The sequence below is a fragment of the Streptomyces sp. NPDC046887 genome (genome assembly GCF_040644755.1).
GTDB lineage: Bacteria > Actinomycetota > Actinomycetes > Streptomycetales > Streptomycetaceae > Streptomyces > Streptomyces lichenis.
The window spans coordinates 215124-233230 of the sequence record NZ_JBEYXH010000002.1; the positions used below are offsets into that span (position 1 = coordinate 215124).

An 18107-nucleotide genomic window follows, 5' to 3' on the forward strand; every position below is an offset into this window, starting at 1 on the left:
GGAGCGGAGGGGGCGCGCGGGCTGGTGGGGGTGTCGGTGGTGGCGCGTACGCTCGCGGGCATGGGTCTTTCTACGTCGGCGGAAGCGCCGCTGCCGGTGGGTGAGGTGTCGCGGCTCATCGGGGGCTGGATCGACCGGCTCGGGGTGGTGTGGGTGGAGGGCCAGATCACCCAGATCTCCCGCCGCCCGGGGGCCGGGGTGGTCTTTCTGACGCTGCGCGACCCCTCGTACGACATCTCGGTCGGGGTCACCTGCTACCGGCAGACCTTCGACGCGGTGGCGGACGTGGTCGCGGAGGGCGCGCGGGTGGTGGTGTGCGCCAAGCCGGAGTGGTACGCCCCGCGCGGGCAGCTCTCGCTGCGGGCGACCGAGCTGAAGCCGGTGGGCATCGGGGAGCTGCTGGCCCGGCTGGAGCGGCTGAAGCGGACGCTGGCGGGTGAGGGGCTGTTCGCGGCCGCCCGCAAGAAGCCGCTGCCGTTCCTGCCCCGGCGGGTCGGGCTGGTGTGCGGGCGCGCCTCGGCGGCCGAGCGGGATGTGCTGGAGAACGCCCGGCGGCGCTGGCCCGCGGTCCGCTTCGAGGTGCGCAACGTTCCGGTGCAGGGGGCGCGGGCGGTGGCCGAGGTGGTGCGGGCGGTCCGGGAGCTGGACGGGCTGCCGGAGGTCGAGGTGGTCATCGTGGCCCGGGGCGGCGGCAGCGTGGAGGACCTGCTGCCGTTCTCCGACGAGCAGCTGGTACGGGCGGTGGCCGACTGCCGTACGCCGGTGGTGTCCGCGATCGGCCATGAGCCGGACTCCCCGCTGCTGGACCTGGTCGCCGATCTGCGGGCGTCCACGCCGACGGACGCGGCGAAGAAGGTGGTGCCGGACGTCGGCGAGGAGCTGGACCGGGTGCGGGCGCTGCGGGACCGGGCGCTGCGGACGGTGCGGGGGCTGCTGGACCGGGAGGAGCGGGGCCTGGCGCACGCGCTGGCCCGGCCGGTGATGGAGCGGCCGGTACGGATGGTGGAGGAGCGCCGGGCGGAGGTGGAGGCGCTGGTGGCGCGGAGCCGCCGGGTGCTGGGCCATCTGCTGGACCGGGCGGACTCGGAGCTGTCGCACACCCGGGCCCGGGTGGTGGCCCTCTCCCCCGCGGCGACGATGGAGCGCGGGTACGCGGTGCTCCAGCGGGTGGACGGCGGGGTGGTCCGCTCGGCGGAGGAGGTGGCTCCGGGTGAGGAGCTGCGGGCCCGGGTGGCGGTCGGGGAGTTCCCGGTGCGGGTGGGCGCCGACGGCGACGCCGATCCCTCGGGGGCCGGATCCTGGGGGCCGGGATCCGCGGGGCCGGTGGGGCCGGGATCCGCGGGGCCGGGCGGTGTCGTACCCGGCCCGTAGGCTGGTCGGCATGGCTGAGACGACGGGCGCGACGACCGAGATGACGGAGGCGAGGGACGCGGTGAGCGCGGCGGAGGACGTGGCGGCGGCGGACGCCGGAGCGGCGGGTGCCGGGGAGCGGGCGGCCGCGATCGGGTACGAGCAGGCGCGCGACGAGCTGATCGAGGTGGTGCGCAAGCTGGAGGCGGGCGGCACCACGCTGGAGGAGTCGCTGGCGCTCTGGGAGCGCGGCGAGGAGCTGGCCCGGGTGTGCCGGCACTGGCTGGAGGGTGCCCGCGCCCGGCTGGACGCGACGCTGGCGGAGCCCGAGCGGGAGGAGTGAGAGGGGGAGGGGGAGCGCCTGGGGGGTGGCGTACAGGCCTTTAGTTGAAACTTAAATATATCTGGGTGTAGGGTGAAGCCGCCAGAACGCACCCGTCGCCTGAAAGGCACCCGACCATGTCGCTCGTACTCGACGCCGCCGCCCAGGACCTGCTCTTCCGCGAGGCCCGCACCGCCAACACCTTCACCGACGAGCCGGTGACCGAGGAGCAGATCCAGGCGGTCTACGACCTGGTGAAGTACGGGCCGACCGCGTTCAACCAGACCCCGCTGCGGGTCGTGCTGGTCCGCTCGGCCGAGGCCCGCGAGCGCCTGGTGCCGCTGATGGCCGAGGGCAACCAGCCCAAGACCGCGGCCGCCCCGCTGGTCGCCATCCTCGCCGCGGACAACGAGTTCCACGAGGAGCTGCCGACGCTCCTCCCGCACTTCCCGCAGGCCAAGGACCTGTTCTTCGCGGAGCGCCCGGCCCGTGAGCAGGCCGCCGGCCTCAACGCCGCCCTGCAGGCCGCCTACTTCATCGTCGGCCTGCGCGCCGCCGGGCTGGCCGCCGGCCCGATGACCGGCTTCGACTTCCCGGGCGTCCAGAAGGAGTTCCTGGACGACGACCACACCCCGCTGATGATCGTCAACATCGGCAAGCCCGGCCCGGACGCCTGGTTCCCGCGCGGCCCGCGCCTGGCGTACGAGGACGTCATCACCTCCGTCTGACCGACGCCCCGTTACGGACGAACGGCCCGCCGCCCCGGGAGAGGGGACGGCGGGCCGTTCGCATGAGTGCGTGCGGGTCAGGCGCCCGGGGCCTTCGCGGTGGGGGACGGTCCCGCGGGGGCCGGGGTGGGGGCGGCGCCCGGGCGGAGGGCGGCGGCCATCTCGGCGAGCCGCTTCTCGCCCGCGGTGCCGGCCACCACCGTGGTGACGCCCTTCTCGCGGAGCACCAGCGCGTCGTACTTGGGTCCCTCGAAGCGCTGCCAGCGCTGACCGGCGACCTCCCGCACGGCGCCGGTCTCCCGGGCGCCGTGGGTGACCTCGTCGATGTACTTGACCGGCGCGGCCGTGGACTGCTCCACCGCCACGTACTCCCGGTCGGGGGTCAGGTAGCCGAGGTGCCAGGCGTTGCCGCTCTGCCGCTCGTACGAGACCGAGGTGGGCCGCCAGTCGGCGGGCAGGCCCTTCGGGGACAGCACCGGGTACGGCGCCGCCCGCTGGGCGGTCACCAGCTCCACGCTGTAGTCGACCGGCTTGATCGGGTCCGCGTTCTCGTCGTGCGGGACGAAGAGATAGATCACACCTGCCGCGGCGAGGATGACCGCCATCGACTGGAACATCCCGCGCACTGTCTGCTTGCCTCGCATACCTGCCACGGGTCTATGGTCGCATCAGGGGTAGCTGCTCATCCGTGGGGCCCTCTGCTCAGTTTGTCGACCTAGCGATAGAGTCACAGCACCCTCTTCTTACCTGCGGCCGTCGCCGTACAGAAAGGTGCGTCTCGATGACCGAGAACCATCTGCCGTCCGAGCTTGAGGTCTCCCCCGAGGCCCCCGACCGCAACCTGGCCCTGGAGCTGGTGCGGGTCACCGAGGCCGCCGCGATGGCGGCGGGCCGCTGGACGGGCCGGGGCGACAAGAACGGCGCCGACGGTGCGGCGGTGCGCGCCATGCGCACCCTGGTGCACACCGTGTCGATGAACGGTGTGGTCGTCATCGGCGAGGGCGAGAAGGACGAGGCGCCCATGCTCTTCAACGGCGAGCGGATCGGCGACGGGACCGGCGCCGAGGTGGACATCGCCGTGGACCCGATCGACGGCACCACGCTGGCCGCCAAGGGCATGCCCAACGCGATCGCCGTGCTGGCCGCCGCCGACCGGGGCACCATGTTCGACCCGTCCGCGGTCTTCTACATGGACAAGCTGGTCACCGGCCCGGAGGCCGCGGACTACGTGGACATCAACGCCCCGGTCTCGGTGAACATCCGCCGGGTCGCCCGGGCGAAGAACTCCTCGCCCGAGGACGTCACCGTGGTGATCCTGGACCGGCCCCGCCACGAGGGCATCGTCAAGGAGATCCGGGAGACCGGCGCCCGGATCAAGTTCATCTCCGATGGTGACGTGGCCGGTTCGATCATGGCGGTGCGCGAGGGCACCGGCGTGGACATGCTGATGGGCGTGGGCGGCACCCCCGAGGGCATCATCAGCGCCTGCGCGATCAAGTGCCTGGGCGGGGTGATCCAGGGCAAGCTGTGGCCGAAGGACGAGGAGGAGCGGCAGCGCGCCCTGGACGCGGGCCACGACCTGGACCGGGTGCTCACCACGACCGACCTGGTCAGCGGGGACAACGTGTTCTTCGTCGCCACCGGCATCACCGACGGCGAGCTGCTGCGCGGGGTGCGCTACCGGGCCGAGACGGCCACCACCTCCTCGCTGGTGATGCGGTCCAAGTCGGGCACCATCCGGCAGATCGACTCCACCCACCGCCTGTCCAAGCTGCGGGCGTACAGCCAGATCGACTTCGACCGGGCGAAGTGACGGCCGCCGGCTGAGACCCCGGGGCACGGATTCCCGGCTCCCGGACTCCCGGATACGCGAGGAGGCGCCCCCGGTGTGCGGTGGGGGCGCCTCCTCGCGTATGCCCCTGCCGACCGGGGGCGGGTGGTCAGCCGGCGGCGGCGATCTGGTGGCTGTCGCTCGCGGCGGCCTTGCGCAGCTCGACCTCGCGGCGCCGCCGCCGGGCCAGCACCACGCGGCGCTCGGCGGCGGTGAGGCCGCCCCACACCCCGTACGGCTCGGGTTGCAGCAGGGCGTGCTCGCGGCACTCGATCATGACCGGACAGCGGGCGCAGACCCGCTTGGCGGCCTCCTCGCGCGCCAGCCGGGCCGCGGTGGGCTCCTTGGACGGCGCGAAGAACAGACCGGCCTCGTCCCGGCGGCAGACCGCCTCCGAGTGCCACGGGCCGTCCTGGTCCTCGCGCGCCGGCAGACGCTCGGAGGGGGCGGATGCGGCGGCCTGGAGGGGCTGATGCGGCAGTGGCAGCACGGTCTACTCCTGACGACGACGGCGGCGAGCGGCCTCGCGAGTGAGAAGAGGCGATCGAGCAAGCCCTACCCATCGTGCGTGCGCCTAAGCGCTGCGTGGCCCGCGGGCCCGCGCGTCAAGCAGGCGTCCGGCCGAAACGCGCCGACGGCGCGCGGGAGTTCGCACCGGCGCGCGCCAACTCCCTTACGCGGGACTCCCGTACGCGGAGGGGATTCAGTGGCCGAGGTGCTTGCGCATCCGGGCGTGCAGGTCGGCGACCCGCTTGCCGCGCTTGGCCTTGGCCTCGATGTTCCCCAGCACGGCGAAGCCGTTGACCACGACCACCGGCGCTTCGGGGTCGACCGCCTCCAGCGACTCCACCTCGAAGTTGCCGAGCACACCGCTGCCGGTGCCGCGCAGGGTGACGTTCTCCGGCACCCGCACCTCGACGTTGCCGAAGACGCTGGTGGCGTTGATCGTGGTCAGCCGCTGGGTGAAGACGGCCTCGGTGAGGTCGATCTCCACGCTGCCGAAGACGGAGACCGCCTGGGTGCGCCGGCCGACCCGCCAGCGGCCCTTGCGGGTGGAGCTGGACAGCACGGCGATCAGCTTCTCGGCCGGACCGTTGTCGCCGCCGGGCTCGTACGCCGCGGTCTCCCGGCCGGACGGGCGGCGGGCCGGCTCCGCGGCGCGGGCGGCCGGGGCGCCGGGGAGGTCCCGTACCAGCGGCTCCAGCTCGGCCATGGTCTTGGCGCGGTAGACGGCATCGATCCGCTCCCCGTGCTCCTCGGCGTCCAGCCGCCCCTCGGCCAGGGCGTCGCGGAGGATGTCGGCGGTGCGGTCCCGGTCGGCGTCGGAGGCGCGCAGCGACCCGGCCGGGTCGGCGGCGGTGGGCCGGGCAGGGCGGTCGGACGGCTGCGGGGGCTGCTTCTGGAGGTCCACCGCCCCAGCGTAGCGAAACGCGATAGATCGCGACAGGGGATGCGCGCGTACCGGTCCAGGTGAGGGTTGCCTCACCTGAAGGGGCCGGAAGGGGCGTCCTACGCTGGAGGGTGCTCCCGCCAATGGAGGCGGCGGGCTGTCTGCCGAGTGAGGAATGGCCGCGATGCCAGAGTTTGCGTACTCCGATCTGCTCCCGCTGGGAGAGGACACCACGCCCTACCGGCTGGTGACGTCCGAGGGTGTGTCCACCTTCGAGGCCGACGGCCGTACCTTCCTCACGGTGGAGCCGGAGGCGCTGCGCAGGCTCGCCGAGGAGGCGATCCACGACATCCAGCACTATCTGCGCCCGGCCCACCTGGCCCAGCTGCGCCGGATCATCGACGACCCGGAGGCCTCGGCCAACGACAAGTTCGTGGCGCTGGACCTGCTGAAGAACGCCAACATCGCGGCGGCCGGGGTGCTGCCGATGTGCCAGGACACCGGCACCGCGATCGTGATGGGCAAGCGCGGGCAGCACGTGTTCACCTCGGGCCGGGACGAGGAGGCGCTGTCGCGGGGCGTCTACGACGCGTACACCCGGCTGAACCTGCGCTACTCACAGATGGCGCCGCTGACCATGTGGGACGAGAAGAACACCGGCTCCAACCTCCCGGCCCAGATCGAGCTGTACGCCACCGACGGCGGGGCGTACAAGTTCCTCTTCATGGCCAAGGGCGGCGGCAGCGCCAACAAGTCGTTCCTCTACCAGGAGACCAAGGCGGTCCTCAACGAGGCCTCCATGATGAGGTTCCTGGAGGAGAAGATCCGCTCGCTGGGCACCTCGGCCTGCCCGCCGTACCACCTGGCCATCGTGGTCGGCGGCACCTCCGCCGAGTACGCGCTGAAGACCGCCAAGTACGCCTCCGCGCACTACCTGGACGAGCTGCCCGCCGAGGGCTCGGAGCTCGGCCACGGCTTCCGGGACAAGGACCTGGAGCAGAAGGTCTTCGAGCTGACCCAGAAGATCGGCATCGGGGCGCAGTTCGGCGGCAAGTACTTCTGCCACGATGTACGGGTGGTCCGGCTGCCCCGGCACGGGGCCTCCTGCCCGGTCGCCATCGCCGTCTCCTGCTCGGCCGACCGCCAGGCCGTCGCCAAGATCACCGCCGAGGGCGTCTTCCTGGAGCAGCTGGAGACCGACCCGGCACGCTTCCTCCCGGACACCACCGACGCCCAGCTGGACGAGGCCGGCGAGGTGGTGCGGATCGACCTCAACCAGCCGATGGACGCCATTCTCGCGGAGCTGGCGAAGTACCCGGTGAAGACCCGGCTCTCGCTGACCGGCCCGCTGGTGGTGGCCCGCGACATCGCCCACGCCAAGATCAAGGAGCGGCTGGACGCGGGCGAGGAGATGCCGCAGTACCTCAAGGACCACCCGGTCTACTACGCCGGTCCGGCCAAGACCCCCGAGGGGTACGCCTCCGGGTCCTTCGGGCCGACCACCGCCGGGCGGATGGACTCCTATGTGGAGCAGTTCCAGGCGGCGGGTGGTTCCAAGGTGATGCTGGCCAAGGGCAACCGCAGCAAGCAGGTGACCGACGCCTGCGGGACGCACGGCGGTTTCTACCTGGGCTCGATCGGCGGCCCGGCGGCCCGGCTCGCCCAGGACTGCATCAAGAAGGTCGAGGTCGTCGAGTACGAGGAGCTCGGCATGGAGGCGGTCTGGAAGATCGAGGTCGAGGACTTCCCGGCGTTCATCGTGGTGGACGACAAGGGCAACGACTTCTTCCAGGACCCGGCGCCGCAGCCGACGTTCACCTCCATTCCGGTGCGGGGCTGAGACCTTAAGACTCGCGGCCCCCGCCTGCGTACTTCGGTACGTGGGCGGGGGCCGGGTCGTGCGTCAGGCGAACCGCTGCTTGGCGGTGCCGTCGCAGGGTTGCAGGCGGACGGGGTCCTTGGCGGCGGCCAGGGTCAGGCAGAGCCCGGTCGCGGCGGCCGGGCGCAGGGTGCCGGAGACCTGGACGAACCGCTGGTTGGCCGCGCCGGAGCAGTTCCAGAGCACCAGCGCGGCGCCCGCGGTGTAGGTGCCACCCGGCACATCCAGGCAGCGGTCATGGGTGAGCGCGGTGTGCAGCGAGCCGCGCCCGATGTCGTACCACCACTGCTGGTTGCGGCCGCCGTGGCAGTCCCAGCCGCCGACCGCGGTGCCGTTGCGGCTGCGGGCGGCGGTGACATCCAGGCAGCTGCCGGTCGCCTCGCCGCGCAGCGGGCGGAAGGCGTCGTCCCAGGCGCCCGGGTACAGCACCGGGCTGCCGGTGGAGGCGGGGTCGGCACAGCTCGCCTCGCGCACCCCGGCCGCGTCGAACTGGGTGAGGCAGGAGGCGAAGGCGGCGTGGCCGCCCGCGTTGGGGTGGAAGGACTGGCGGACCGAGTTCTCGTCCGGCAGGCCCGGCTTGGTGAGGTCGATATAGAGGCCGCGGGCCCAGGCGCCGTCCATACAGACCTCATGGCCGTGGAAGAGCCGGGAGTTGTCCAGGAAGTGGGCCCCGGTGTTCGCCGCCGCCTGGCGCATCCCCCGTTCGAAGGCGGGGACGGCGGTGTTGCGGCCCCAGACGGTGTCGGAGTCGTAGCCGAGGCCGCCGCAGGCCAGCTTGCCGGGGAAGTTCGGGTTGTCGGGGAAGTCGGGGCCGATCGGGCTGGGGTAGCCCATCAGGACGAGCTTGTAGTCGCCGTCGGCGTATCCGGCGCCGCTCATCACGGTCCGCAGATCGCGTACGGTCCGCTCGACCTTGGGGATCAGCGCGTCCACCCTGGCCTGCCAGCCGGGGGCGTACTTCGGCTCGCAGGGGCCCTGGAGGGTGAGGTAGCGGACGACGCAGTCGGTCATCACCGGGCCGAACTGGAGGTCGTCGTTGGCCCCGGCGACCAGCACGACCATCGTGATGCGGGTGTTGCGGGCCTTGATCGCCAGGTTGTCGCTCTGCACCAGCTCGTCGGCGTACTGCTTGCTGCCGCCGATCACGATGTTGGCCGAGCTCGCTCCGGAGCAGGAGACGTTGTAGGTGACGTCGGCGGGGATGCCGGTGCGGTGGATGGCGGCGTCGGGCGAGCGGTGGCACCAGTTGCCGGGCCGGTTGGTGGCCGGGTCGTAGCTGCCGACGCCCTCGCCGGAGATCTCGCTGTCGCCGAGTGAGATCAGCCCGGTCTTGCGGTCGGCCATCGGGCGCTCGGCGGGTGAGCCGTAGAGGGCGGTGGCCTCGGCCGCCCGGACGGCCTCCAGCTCAGGGGGCAGCGGGGTGGACGCGGCGGTGGGGCTTCCCTGCGGGGCCGTGGCGCCGGGCGGTGCGGCGGTGGCGGTACCGGTGGCGGTGAGGGTGGAGCCGAGGGCGGTCGCGAGCGCGGCGGTCGCCGCGAGCGTCCATCGGAGTCTGCGCCTGGTGCGCGTCATTGCGCCTCCTGGAAGTGGGGTTACCCACGGTTTTTACTGGCGGGTAAGCCCACTTGGGAACAGAGCGATCCAGACAACTGCTCACCGGGGAGGAGAGTGGCGGTGAGCGGTGGCACGGTGGGTACGGCGGCCACCCGCCGCGAGACGGACGGTATGAGGAGGAGCGAGGATGAGCGAGCAGTCGGCGGAGTTCCGTACGGAGCACGACTCCATGGGCGAGGTGCGGGTCCCGGCGCACGCCAGGTGGCGGGCGCAGACCCAGCGGGCGGTGGAGAACTTCCCGATCTCCGGGCAGCACCTGGAGCGCGCCCACATCGAGGCGCTGGCCCGGATCAAGGCCGCCGCCGCCAAGGTCAACGCCGAACTGGGAGTGCTGGACAAGGAGGTGGCCGAGGCCATCCAGGAGGCCGCCGCGGAGGTGGCCGAGGGGCGCTGGGACGAGCACTTCCCGGTGGACGTCTTCCAGACCGGCTCGGGCACCTCGTCCAACATGAACACCAACGAGGTGCTGGCCACCCTGGCCGGTGAGCGGCTGGGGCGCGGCCCGGACGCGGTCCACCCCAACGACCACGTCAACGCCTCGCAGTCGTCCAACGACGTGTTCCCGTCCTCGATCCACATCGCGGCCACCGCCGCGGTGACCAAGGACCTCGTCCCGGCGCTGGAGCACCTGGCGGCGAGCCTGGAGCGCAAGTCGGCCGAGTTCGCGGACGTGGTGAAGTCGGGCCGCACCCATCTGATGGACGCCACCCCGGTGACGCTGGGCCAGGAGTTCGGCGGCTACGCGGCGCAGGTGCGGTACGGGGTGGAGCGGCTGCGCGCCTCGCTGCCCCGGCTGGCGGAGCTGCCGCTCGGCGGTACGGCGGTGGGCACCGGCATCAACACCCCGCCCGGCTTCTCGGCGGCGGTCATCGCCGAGGTGGCCCGCACCACCGGGCTGCCGCTGACCGAGGCCCGCGACCACTTCGAGGCGCAGGGCGCGCGGGACGGGCTGGTGGAGACCTCGGGCCAGTTGCGTACGATCGCGGTCTCGCTGACCAAGGTCTGCAACGATCTGCGCTGGATGTCCTCCGGGCCGCGCACCGGGCTGGCCGAGATCCATCTGCCCGACCTGCAGCCCGGCTCCTCGATCATGCCGGGCAAGGTCAACCCGGTGATCCCGGAGGCGGTGCTGATGGTGTGCGCCCAGGTGGTGGGCAATGACGCCACGGTGGCGACGGCCGGTGCGGCGGGCAACTTCGAGCTCAATGTGATGCTGCCGGTGATGGCGAAGAACCTGCTGGAGTCGGTCCGGCTGCTGGCCAACGCGGCGCGGCTGCTGGCCGACCGCACGGTGGACGGCATCACCGCGGACCGCGAGCGGGCCCGGGAGTACGCCGAGTCCTCGCCCTCCGTGGTCACCCCGCTCAACAAGTACATCGGATACGAGGAGGCCGCGAAGGTGGCCAAGAAGTCCCTTGCGGAACGGAAGACCATCCGTCAGGTGGTGCTGGAGTCGGGTTATGTGGAGCGCGGGGACCTCACTCTGGAGCAGCTGGACGAGGCGCTGGACGTGCTGCGGATGACGCACCCGTGACGGGGGGATGACCGGCGCGGTGCCGGGGGGGGGATCGCGGGTGTGGTCCTGGGCGGGGATCGCGGGTGGAAGCGCGGCGGGATCGCGACGGCGGGGGGTACGGGGGCCCGCCGGTCGTGATCCGTATCGCGGCGCGGTCGGGCTCCCGCGCCTAGGATCTGCTCATGACAGCCGAAGCCGATACCACGACGGGGAGCGGTACCACGACGACGAGCGGTACCACGAGGATTGTTCCGACGAGGACGGAGACGACGACCGGGCCGGGGGCCGGGCCGCGCTGGGCGCCGGGGACGCAGGTGCTGTGGCGGTACCGGGACAACGCCGACGGCCATGTGCACATCTGCCGCCCGGTCACCGTCGTCCAGGACACCGAGGAGTTGCTGGCGGTCTGGATGGCGCCGGGCACCGAGTGCGTCAAGCCGGTGCTCGCCGACGGCCGCCCGGTGTACGAGGAGCCGCTGGCCACCCGCTACACCGCCGCGCGCACCACCGCCCGGGCCCGCTGGGCCGGGGCCGGGGTGCTGAAGCTGGCCCGCCCGGACGAGCCGTGGTCGGTGTGGCTGTTCTGGGAGCAGGGCTGGCTGTTCCGCAGCTGGTACGTCAACCTGGAGGAGCCGCGCACCCGGTGGTCGCGCGGGGTGGACTCCGAGGACCATTTCCTGGACATCTCGGTCTATCCGGACCGCAGCTGGCTCTGGCGCGACGAGGACGAGTTCGAGCAGGCGCAGCGCAGCGGGCTGATGGGCCCGGAGCAGGCCCGGCGGGTGCGGGCGGGCGGCGCGGCGGCGCTGGAGACCGTACGGGCCTGGGGGTCGCCGTTCGCGGACGGCTGGGAGGACTGGCGGCCCGATCCGGCCTGGCCGGTACCGCGGCTGCCCGCGGACTGGGATCATGCCCCGGATCACGCCCCGGCGCACACGGCGCCATGAGACCCTTGATGCGCCCCTGGGGTGCAAACGTAGGATCGCCTTCCGCGATGTTGTAGCGCAGTAACGACTGAGCAGAGTGCAGGAACTGACCGTAAGTCATTCAGAAGTCATTCAAGAGGGGGTGGATCGTGTCCTATCCGTGCCCGGAACCGTCCCCTTCTGTCGACGCCGCGTTCAGAGCGGGTATAGCGCCTGGTACAGCGCCTGACAGAGCGATCGCACCGCACTACCGGCCCGGACGGACGGAATCGCACGCGTGACGGAGCAGCCCACCTCCCATGAAGGCCGCCAGCCCCGTGCTGCCCGGCCGCAGGAACGCACCCGGCCGCGGCCGCAGACGCCGCCTCGGGCCGCCGGAGTGCCCGCGCAGCCGTCGGCCCCCGGTGAGGCGATAGGTGAGCCGGCCGCCGGGGAGGGCGCCGGCGCCCCCGCGGTGGCCCGGGCCGCCGCCGCGAGCCTGCCGCGGGCGGATTCGGGGGCGGGAGCGGGGGCCGAGGAGGGTTCCGGGACGGTCGGTCGCGGTCAGCGGGGTGGGGGCGGTGCTGCGGCGGGGGCGGCGGCTGGTGGTGGCGGTGTGGCGGCGGCGTCGGGTGGTGCGCCTGCGGCTGGTGGTGGCGGTGGTGTGGGTACGGCGTCGGGTGGTGTGTCGGTGGCCGGTGGTGGCGGTGCTGGGTCGGGTGGTGTGTCGGTGGGCGGTGGTGGTGCGGTGCCGGACGGCGGGGCGGAGGGTGGGGACAGCCTGCTGGACCCGGCGGGCGCGGTACGGCGGGAGGCCGACCGGCTGCGGTTCGTCGGTGCCGCCACCCGGCGGATCGCCCGGGGCATCGACCTGGACGAGATCGTGCTCGGGCTGTGCCGGGCCACCGTGCCGACCTTCTCCGACGCGATCCTGGTCTATCTGCGCGACCCGCTGCCGGTCGGCGACGACCGGCCGGTGGACCCGTTCGTGCTGCGGCTGCGGCGCACGGACCGGCTGCGTTTAACCGAAGACGGCGGGGAGTTGTCGCTGACCGCGGCCGACCCCGACGACGAGCTGGACCTCGGTCCGGCGTCCGAGCTGTGCGAGGTGCGCACCGGCGGGGCGCTGGCCGAGGTGCTGCGCGGGGTGCGGCCGGTGTTCGGCGACTCCGCCGCCGCCCGTGCCGCCTTCCCGGAGCTGCTGGGCGACAACCGGTGCGTGCCGACCGGTCACCGGGCCATCCTCGCGCCGCTGCGGGGGCGGCGCCGGGTGATCGGCGCGGCCGTCTTCCTGCGCCGCCCGGACCGCTCGCCGTTCGAGCCGGGCGACCTGCTGGTGGCCGCGCAGCTCGCCACGCACACCGCGCTGGGCATCGACAAGGCGGTGCTGTACGGCCGGGAGGCGTATATCGCGGACGAGCTCCAGCGCACCATGCTGCCGGAGAACCTGCCGCAGCCGACGGGTGTGCGGCTGGCCTCGCGGTATCTGCCGGCGGCGGAGACCGCGCGGGTGGGTGGCGACTGGTACGACGCGATCCCGCTGCCGGGCAGCCGGGTGGCGCTGGTCGTCGGCGATGTGATGGGCCACTCGATGACCTCGGCGGCCATCATGGGCCAGCTGCGCACCACCGCGCAGACCCTGGCCGGGCTCGACCTGCCGCCGCAGGAGGTGCTGCACCACCTGGACGAGCAGGCGCAGCGGCTCGGCGAGAACCGGATGGCAACGTGTCTCTACGCGGTGTACGACCCGGTCGCGCACCGGATCACCATCGCCAACGCGGGCCATCCGCCGCCGGTGCTGCTGCATCTGGGCGGCCGGGCCGAGGTGCTGCGGGTGCCGCCGGGGGCGCCGATCGGCGTGGGCGGGGTGGACTTCGAGGCGGTGGAGCTGGACGCACCGGCCGGGGCGACCCTGCTGCTGTACACCGACGGGCTGGTGGAGTCCCGGATGCGGGACGTCTGGGCGGGGATCGAGCAGCTGCGGGAGCGGCTGGCGACCACGGCCCAGTTGACCGGGCCGGATCACTCGCCGCCGCTGGAGGCGCTCTGCGACGACGTGCTGGACATGCTGGGGCCGGGCGACCGGGACGATGACATCGCGCTGCTGGCGGCCCGGTTCGACGGGATCGCGCCGAGTGACGTGGCGTACTGGTTCCTGGAACCGGAGGACGCGGCTCCGGGCCGTGCTCGTCGGCTGGCCCGCCGGGCGCTGGCCCGTTGGGACCTGGAGGAGTTGTCGGACCAGGTGGAGCTGCTGGTCAGCGAGGTGGTCACCAACGCGGTGCGGTACGCGGAACGGCCGGTGACGTTGCGGCTGCTGCGGACGGATGTGCTGCGGTGCGAGGTCGGCGACGACTCGCCGCAGTTGCCGCGGCAGCGGCGGGCGCGGGACACCGACGAGGGTGGGCGCGGGCTGTTCCTGGTGAACCGGTTGGCGCGGAGGTGGGGGGCGACGCGGCTGTCGACGGGGAAGGTGGTGTGGTTCGAGCTGTCCACGTAGGGCGGGCTTCGCCGCCGGTGTCCGGGCCTGCCCGCTGCTGGGTGGGCTCTCCCCCAAGGACTTCGTCCAGGGGGTACCCCCACCGCGCGCGACCCTGCGTACCCCCACCCGGCCGGTGGGCGGCTGACCCGTTTCGCCGTGGCTGATACCCCCGGACGGTTGATGGGCCCCGTGCGTTACGGGGCCCATCGGGTGGTTCAGGGCTCGACCGGGTCCAGGGTGATGTCGCCGTTGCCCGGGTCGCCGGTGGTGCCGTCGGTGGTGCCGCCGGGGTCGCCCGGGTCGCCGGTGCCGTCGTCGGTGGGCTCGTCGCTGGGGGTGTCCGAGGGGGACGGGTCGTCGCTGGGGGTGTCGGAGGGCGAGGGGTCGTCGCTGGGGGTGTCCGAGGGGGACGGGTCGTCGCTCGGAGTGTCGGAGGGCGAGGGGTCGTCGCTCGGGGTGTCCGAGGGGGACGGGTCGTCGCTCGGAGTGTCGGTGGGGGTGGGCGGGCCGGGGTTGACGGTGTCGGCGACGTCCAGGTCGAAGCGGGCGTCGGAGCCGCCGCCGAGGGCGCCGAGGGTGTAGTCGGCCCAGATACGGGCGGGGAAGCCGCCGCCGTTGGCGCGGCCGGACTGGGCGGTGCCGGTGAGCGAGACCTGCCCGGTGCCGTCCGGCTTCTCGCCGAAGAGGGCGACCACGGTGGTCAGTTCGGGTGTGTAGCCGGCGAACCAGGCCGACTTGTTGTTCTCGGAGGTGCCGGTCTTTCCGGCCGCGTCGTAGGCCTGGGTGTTCGCCTCGAAGCCCGAGCCGTTGTCCACCACGCCGGTCAGGCCCTCGGTGACGGTGTCGGCGGTCTGGCGGCTGACCACCTGTTTGCCGACGGGGTCGGTCTTCCGGTCGAAGGTGCGGTCCTTGTGTTCGGCGGACCGCACGATGGACGGGGTGACCTTCTTGCCGTGGTTGTTCAGGGTGGCGTAGACCCCGGCCATGTCCCAGGTGGAGGCGCCCATGGTGCCCAGGGACATGGCGGGCGTCTTCGCGAAGGCCTCGCCGTCGGGCACGCCGAGGTCGAGCGCGGTCTTCTTCACCAGGCCCGGGCCGACGTCCACGATCATCTGGGCGAACACCGAGTTGATGGAGCGGGCCAGGCCGGTGCGGACCGAGGGGTTGTCGTAGCTGACGCCCAGGTCGTTCTGCGGATTGAAGGGGATGTCGCTGCCGACCACCGGGCGGCGGCTGGTGCCGTCGTAGACGGTCTCCAGGCCGATGGGCCGGCCGTCCTGGGTCTCCGAGCCGTTCTCCAGGGCGGAGGCGAAGACCAGGGGCTTGAAGGTGGAGGCGGGCTGGTAGTCGCGGCGGGTGGCGTTGGACGTCCAGTGCTCGGTGGCGCCGACACCGCCGTAGAGGGCGACCACGCCGCCGGTCTTCGGGTCCACGGAGGTGGCGCCGGCCTGGACGGTGGCGTCGACCTTGCTGCCCTTGCGGTCGAGGTTGTCCTCCAGCTTCCGCTTGACCGCCTTCTCCAGCTGCTTCTGGCGCTTCTCGTCGATGTTGAGGGTGATGGTCCAGCCGCCGGCCTTCAGCTCGGCCTCGGTGATGCCGCCCTGCTCGACCAGCTCCTTGTTGGCGGCCTCCACGATGTAGCCGCGCTGGCCCTCCATGCCGAGGGGGGCCTTGGGCTGCTTCGGCACCGGGAAGGTCATCCCGGCGCGCTCGGTGGAGGTGAGCCAGTTCTCCTCGACCATGTTGTTCAGTACGTAGTTCCAGCGCTGCTTGACCTGGGTGCGGCCGTTCTCGCCGGCCACCGCCCAGTCGTACTGGCTGGGGGCCTGGAGCAGCGAGGCGAGGTAGGCGCCCTGCTCCACGGTCAGCTCGTCGGCGTCGACCCGGTAGTAGGCCTGGGCGGCGGCCTGGATGCCGTAGGCGTTGCGGCCGTAGTAGCTGGTGTTCAGGTAGCCGGCGAGGATCTCCTCCTTGCTCATCCGCTGGTCGACCTTGAGGGAGATCACCAGTTCCTTGAGCTTGCGGGTCGCCGTCTGGTCCTGGTTCAGGTAGTAGTTCTTCACGTACTGCTGGGTGATGGTCGAGCCGCCCTGCTTGCCCTGGCCGGTCACGGTGTTCAGCAGACCGCGGGCGGTGCCCTTGATATCGACGCCGGAGTCCTCGTAGAAGGACTTGTTCTCCGCGGCGACGAACGCCTTCTCGACGTTGTCGGGGATCTTGGTGAGGTCGACTATCTCGCGGTTGACCTTGCCGGTGCGGGCGAAGACCTTGCCGTTGCTGTACTTGTAGACGTTGGACTGGCGTATCGCGTCGGCGTTGGCGCTGGGCACCGGGACGAGCAGGTAGACCACGTAGAAGGCCGCCATCGCCAGCAGGCAGAGCCCGAGGAAGGTGCCCAGCAGCCGCCGCCAGGTGAAGAAGCGGCGCTTGCGTTTGGCCGCGCCCCCGGTCTCCGCACTCGCTGCACCCATCGCTCCGTTGCTCCGCTCTGCTCGGTTCCTGCTCAGCGCTCGGCGGCGCCTGGTCCTGTGTGCCGGTGTGCCGGCCGTCGTGCGGCCGGTGGATGTCCGGTGGTGCCCCCCGCACCCGGTGCCGCCTCGCCGGCCGCCGCGCCCCGCGCCGCGGATCCGCAGCGGATCAGCTCAGCAAACTAACACCAGGGAAGACGTCAAAGGTCGACGCATCCGGTCTTTTCCGGACGTGAGAATCAGCACCGCTTCCAGTGGAACCGACTCCTCAAGGGGCTTCGGGGTTGCGCGCCGGAGGGGATTCACTGTTAAAGTGCTATCAGATTGATAAGTCGGTGCTAGTGATCGTCGGAACGGGAAGCGGGGGACGGTTGTGTCCATGGGAGACAAGAACAAGGCGCCGGGCAGGGCGGACGCGCTGGTGGGGGATGTTCCGGAGATGCCGGAGCCGCGGGTGCGGGAGTTCGCGGCGCGGTCGATCGGGGGCGGGCTCGCCCTGCTGCTCGGGCTGGCCGGGCTGGCCGGCGGGGTGCTGATGGTGATCGCCGGGGCCTCGGCGGACCTCGGCAACGGCGCCAAGGCGGGGCTGATCACCGGGGGCATCCTGGTCGCCCTGGCGGCCTTCCTCGCCATGTGCGGGCTGAACATGGTCGCCCCCGGCGAGGCCCGGGTGGTCCAGCTCTTCGGCCGCTACCGGGGGACCATCCGCACCGACGGGCTGCGCTGGGTGAACCCGTTCACCTCGCGGGCGAAGATCTCCACCCGGGTGCGCAACCACGAGACGGCGGTGCTGAAGGTCAACGACGCCTACGGCAACCCGATCGAGCTGGCCGCGGTGGTGGTCTGGAAGGTGGAGGACACCGCGCAGGCCCTGTTCGAGGTGGACGACTTCCTGGAGTTCGTCTCCACCCAGACCGAGGCCGCGGTGCGGCACATCGCCATCGAGTACCCGTACGACGCGCATGACGAGGCGGGTCTCTCGCTGCGCGGCAACGCGGAGGAGATCACCGAGAAGCTCGCGGTGGAGCTGCACGCCCGGGTCGAGGCGGCCGGCGTCCACATCATCGAGTCCCGCTTCACCCACCTCGCGTACGCCCCGGAGATCGCCTCCGCGATGCTCCAGCGCCAGCAGGCGGGCGCGGTGGTCGCGGCCCGGCGGCAGATCGTGGACGGCGCGGTCGGCATGGTCGAGGCGGCGCTGGACCGGCTCACCGAGCGGGACATCGTGGAGCTGGACTCCGAGCGCAAGGCCGCCATGGTGTCCAACCTGATGGTGGTGCTCTGCGGTGACCGCGCCGCCCAGCCGGTGCTGAACGCGGGCTCGCTGTACCAGTGACCCCGGACCGGCAGCAGCGCAAGCAGGTACTCCTCCGCCTCGACCCGAAGGTGTACGACGCGCTGGCCCGGTGGGCGGCGGACGATCTCCGCAGCGCCAACGCGCAGATCGAGTTCCTGCTGCGCCGGGCGCTCGCGGAGGCCGGCAGACTGCCGGACTCGCCCGCCCCGATCGCCCGGCGCGGGCGCCCGCCGAAGCGGCCGGAGCCGCCGGCCACTGACGAATGAGCTTGAGGTACGGAGCGGAGGCGCCCAAGAGGAACGGGCGCCTCCGCCTCGTATGCAGT

The 18107-nt window shown here is 72.3% G+C and carries 15 protein-coding genes; 10 read left to right on the forward strand and 5 right to left on the reverse strand.

Annotated elements, in window-relative coordinates; all coding sequences use genetic code 11:
- Positions 1–60: 60 nt before the first annotated feature.
- The 3 genes from xseA (at position 61) to ABZ945_RS04045 (ending at position 2400) form a co-directional block, all read left to right on the forward strand.
- Complete coding sequence (gene xseA / locus ABZ945_RS04035) at positions 61–1371, forward strand: exodeoxyribonuclease VII large subunit (protein WP_361263446.1); 1311 nt, start codon at positions 61–63, stop codon at positions 1369–1371.
- 40 nt (positions 1372–1411) lie between these two features.
- Positions 1412–1693, forward strand: a complete 282-nt coding sequence (locus tag ABZ945_RS04040) for an exodeoxyribonuclease VII small subunit (RefSeq protein ID WP_361263854.1) — start codon at positions 1412–1414, stop codon at positions 1691–1693.
- A gap of 116 nt (positions 1694–1809) precedes the next feature.
- A complete protein-coding gene (locus ABZ945_RS04045; protein ID WP_361263448.1) occupies positions 1810–2400 on the forward strand; it encodes a malonic semialdehyde reductase in 591 nt (196 codons plus the stop codon).
- Between the two features lie 77 nt (positions 2401–2477).
- Here ABZ945_RS04045 and ABZ945_RS04050 read toward each other — a convergent pair whose 3' ends face one another.
- A complete protein-coding gene (locus ABZ945_RS04050; RefSeq protein WP_361263451.1) occupies positions 2478–3053 on the reverse strand; it encodes a DUF4245 domain-containing protein in 576 nt (191 codons plus the stop codon).
- A gap of 128 nt (positions 3054–3181) precedes the next feature.
- Here ABZ945_RS04050 and glpX point away from each other — a divergent pair, with 128 nt between their 5' ends.
- Complete coding sequence (gene glpX, locus ABZ945_RS04055) at positions 3182–4213, forward strand: class II fructose-bisphosphatase (protein WP_361263454.1); 1032 nt, start codon at positions 3182–3184, stop codon at positions 4211–4213.
- Positions 4214–4340: 127 nt separating this feature from the next.
- Here the strand turns inward: glpX and ABZ945_RS04060 are convergent, their stop codons facing one another.
- Both ABZ945_RS04060 and ABZ945_RS04065 read right to left on the reverse strand, forming a co-directional pair.
- A complete protein-coding gene (locus ABZ945_RS04060) occupies positions 4341–4721 on the reverse strand; it encodes a WhiB family transcriptional regulator (RefSeq protein WP_361263457.1) in 381 nt (126 codons plus the stop codon).
- Positions 4722–4934: 213 nt separating this feature from the next.
- Positions 4935–5642 carry a DUF1707 domain-containing protein gene (locus ABZ945_RS04065; RefSeq protein ID WP_361263460.1) on the reverse strand — a complete coding sequence of 236 codons (708 nt, stop codon included), beginning with the start codon at positions 5640–5642 and terminating at the stop codon, positions 4935–4937.
- Positions 5643–5796: 154 nt separating this feature from the next.
- Between ABZ945_RS04065 and ABZ945_RS04070 the strand changes: the two genes are divergently transcribed.
- Positions 5797–7461, forward strand: a complete 1665-nt coding sequence (locus ABZ945_RS04070; RefSeq protein ID WP_361263463.1) for a fumarate hydratase — start codon at positions 5797–5799, stop codon at positions 7459–7461.
- Positions 7462–7524: 63 nt separating this feature from the next.
- On the opposite strand, the gene ABZ945_RS04075 is transcribed toward ABZ945_RS04070, so the two are convergent.
- Positions 7525–9072 carry a ricin-type beta-trefoil lectin domain protein gene (locus tag ABZ945_RS04075; RefSeq protein WP_361263466.1) on the reverse strand — a complete coding sequence of 516 codons (1548 nt, stop codon included), beginning with the start codon at positions 9070–9072 and terminating at the stop codon, positions 7525–7527.
- Positions 9073–9241: 169 nt separating this feature from the next.
- On the opposite strand from ABZ945_RS04075, the gene ABZ945_RS04080 reads away from it, so the two are divergent.
- From ABZ945_RS04080 to ABZ945_RS04090, 3 genes are all read left to right on the forward strand, one after another.
- A complete protein-coding gene (locus ABZ945_RS04080) occupies positions 9242–10648 on the forward strand; it encodes a class II fumarate hydratase (protein WP_361263469.1) in 1407 nt (468 codons plus the stop codon).
- 164 nt (positions 10649–10812) lie between these two features.
- The gene (locus ABZ945_RS04085) at positions 10813–11577 is read left to right on the forward strand and encodes a DUF402 domain-containing protein (protein WP_361263471.1); all 765 of its coding nucleotides are present in this window, start codon (positions 10813–10815) and stop codon (positions 11575–11577) included.
- A 256-nt stretch (positions 11578–11833) separates the two neighbouring features.
- Entirely contained in the window at positions 11834–14035 is a 2202-nt protein-coding gene (locus tag ABZ945_RS04090; RefSeq protein WP_361263474.1) for a SpoIIE family protein phosphatase, read from the forward strand.
- 197 nt (positions 14036–14232) lie between these two features.
- On the opposite strand, the gene ABZ945_RS04095 is transcribed toward ABZ945_RS04090, so the two are convergent.
- Positions 14233–16488 (reverse strand): transglycosylase domain-containing protein, encoded by a 2256-nt coding sequence (locus ABZ945_RS04095; RefSeq protein ID WP_361263477.1) that lies wholly within the window; start codon positions 16486–16488, stop codon positions 14233–14235.
- Positions 16489–16864: 376 nt separating this feature from the next.
- On the opposite strand from ABZ945_RS04095, the gene ABZ945_RS04100 reads away from it, so the two are divergent.
- Together ABZ945_RS04100 and ABZ945_RS04105 are read left to right on the forward strand one after the other, a co-directional pair.
- Positions 16865–17821 carry an SPFH domain-containing protein gene (locus ABZ945_RS04100; RefSeq protein ID WP_361263480.1) on the forward strand — a complete coding sequence of 319 codons (957 nt, stop codon included), beginning with the start codon at positions 16865–16867 and terminating at the stop codon, positions 17819–17821.
- On the forward strand, positions 17818–18048 hold the full coding sequence (locus ABZ945_RS04105) for a hypothetical protein (protein ID WP_361263483.1): 231 nt from the start codon (positions 17818–17820) through the stop codon (positions 18046–18048). Before ABZ945_RS04100 ends, ABZ945_RS04105 begins: the two co-directional genes overlap by 4 nt.
- Positions 18049–18107: the final 59 nt, after the last annotated feature.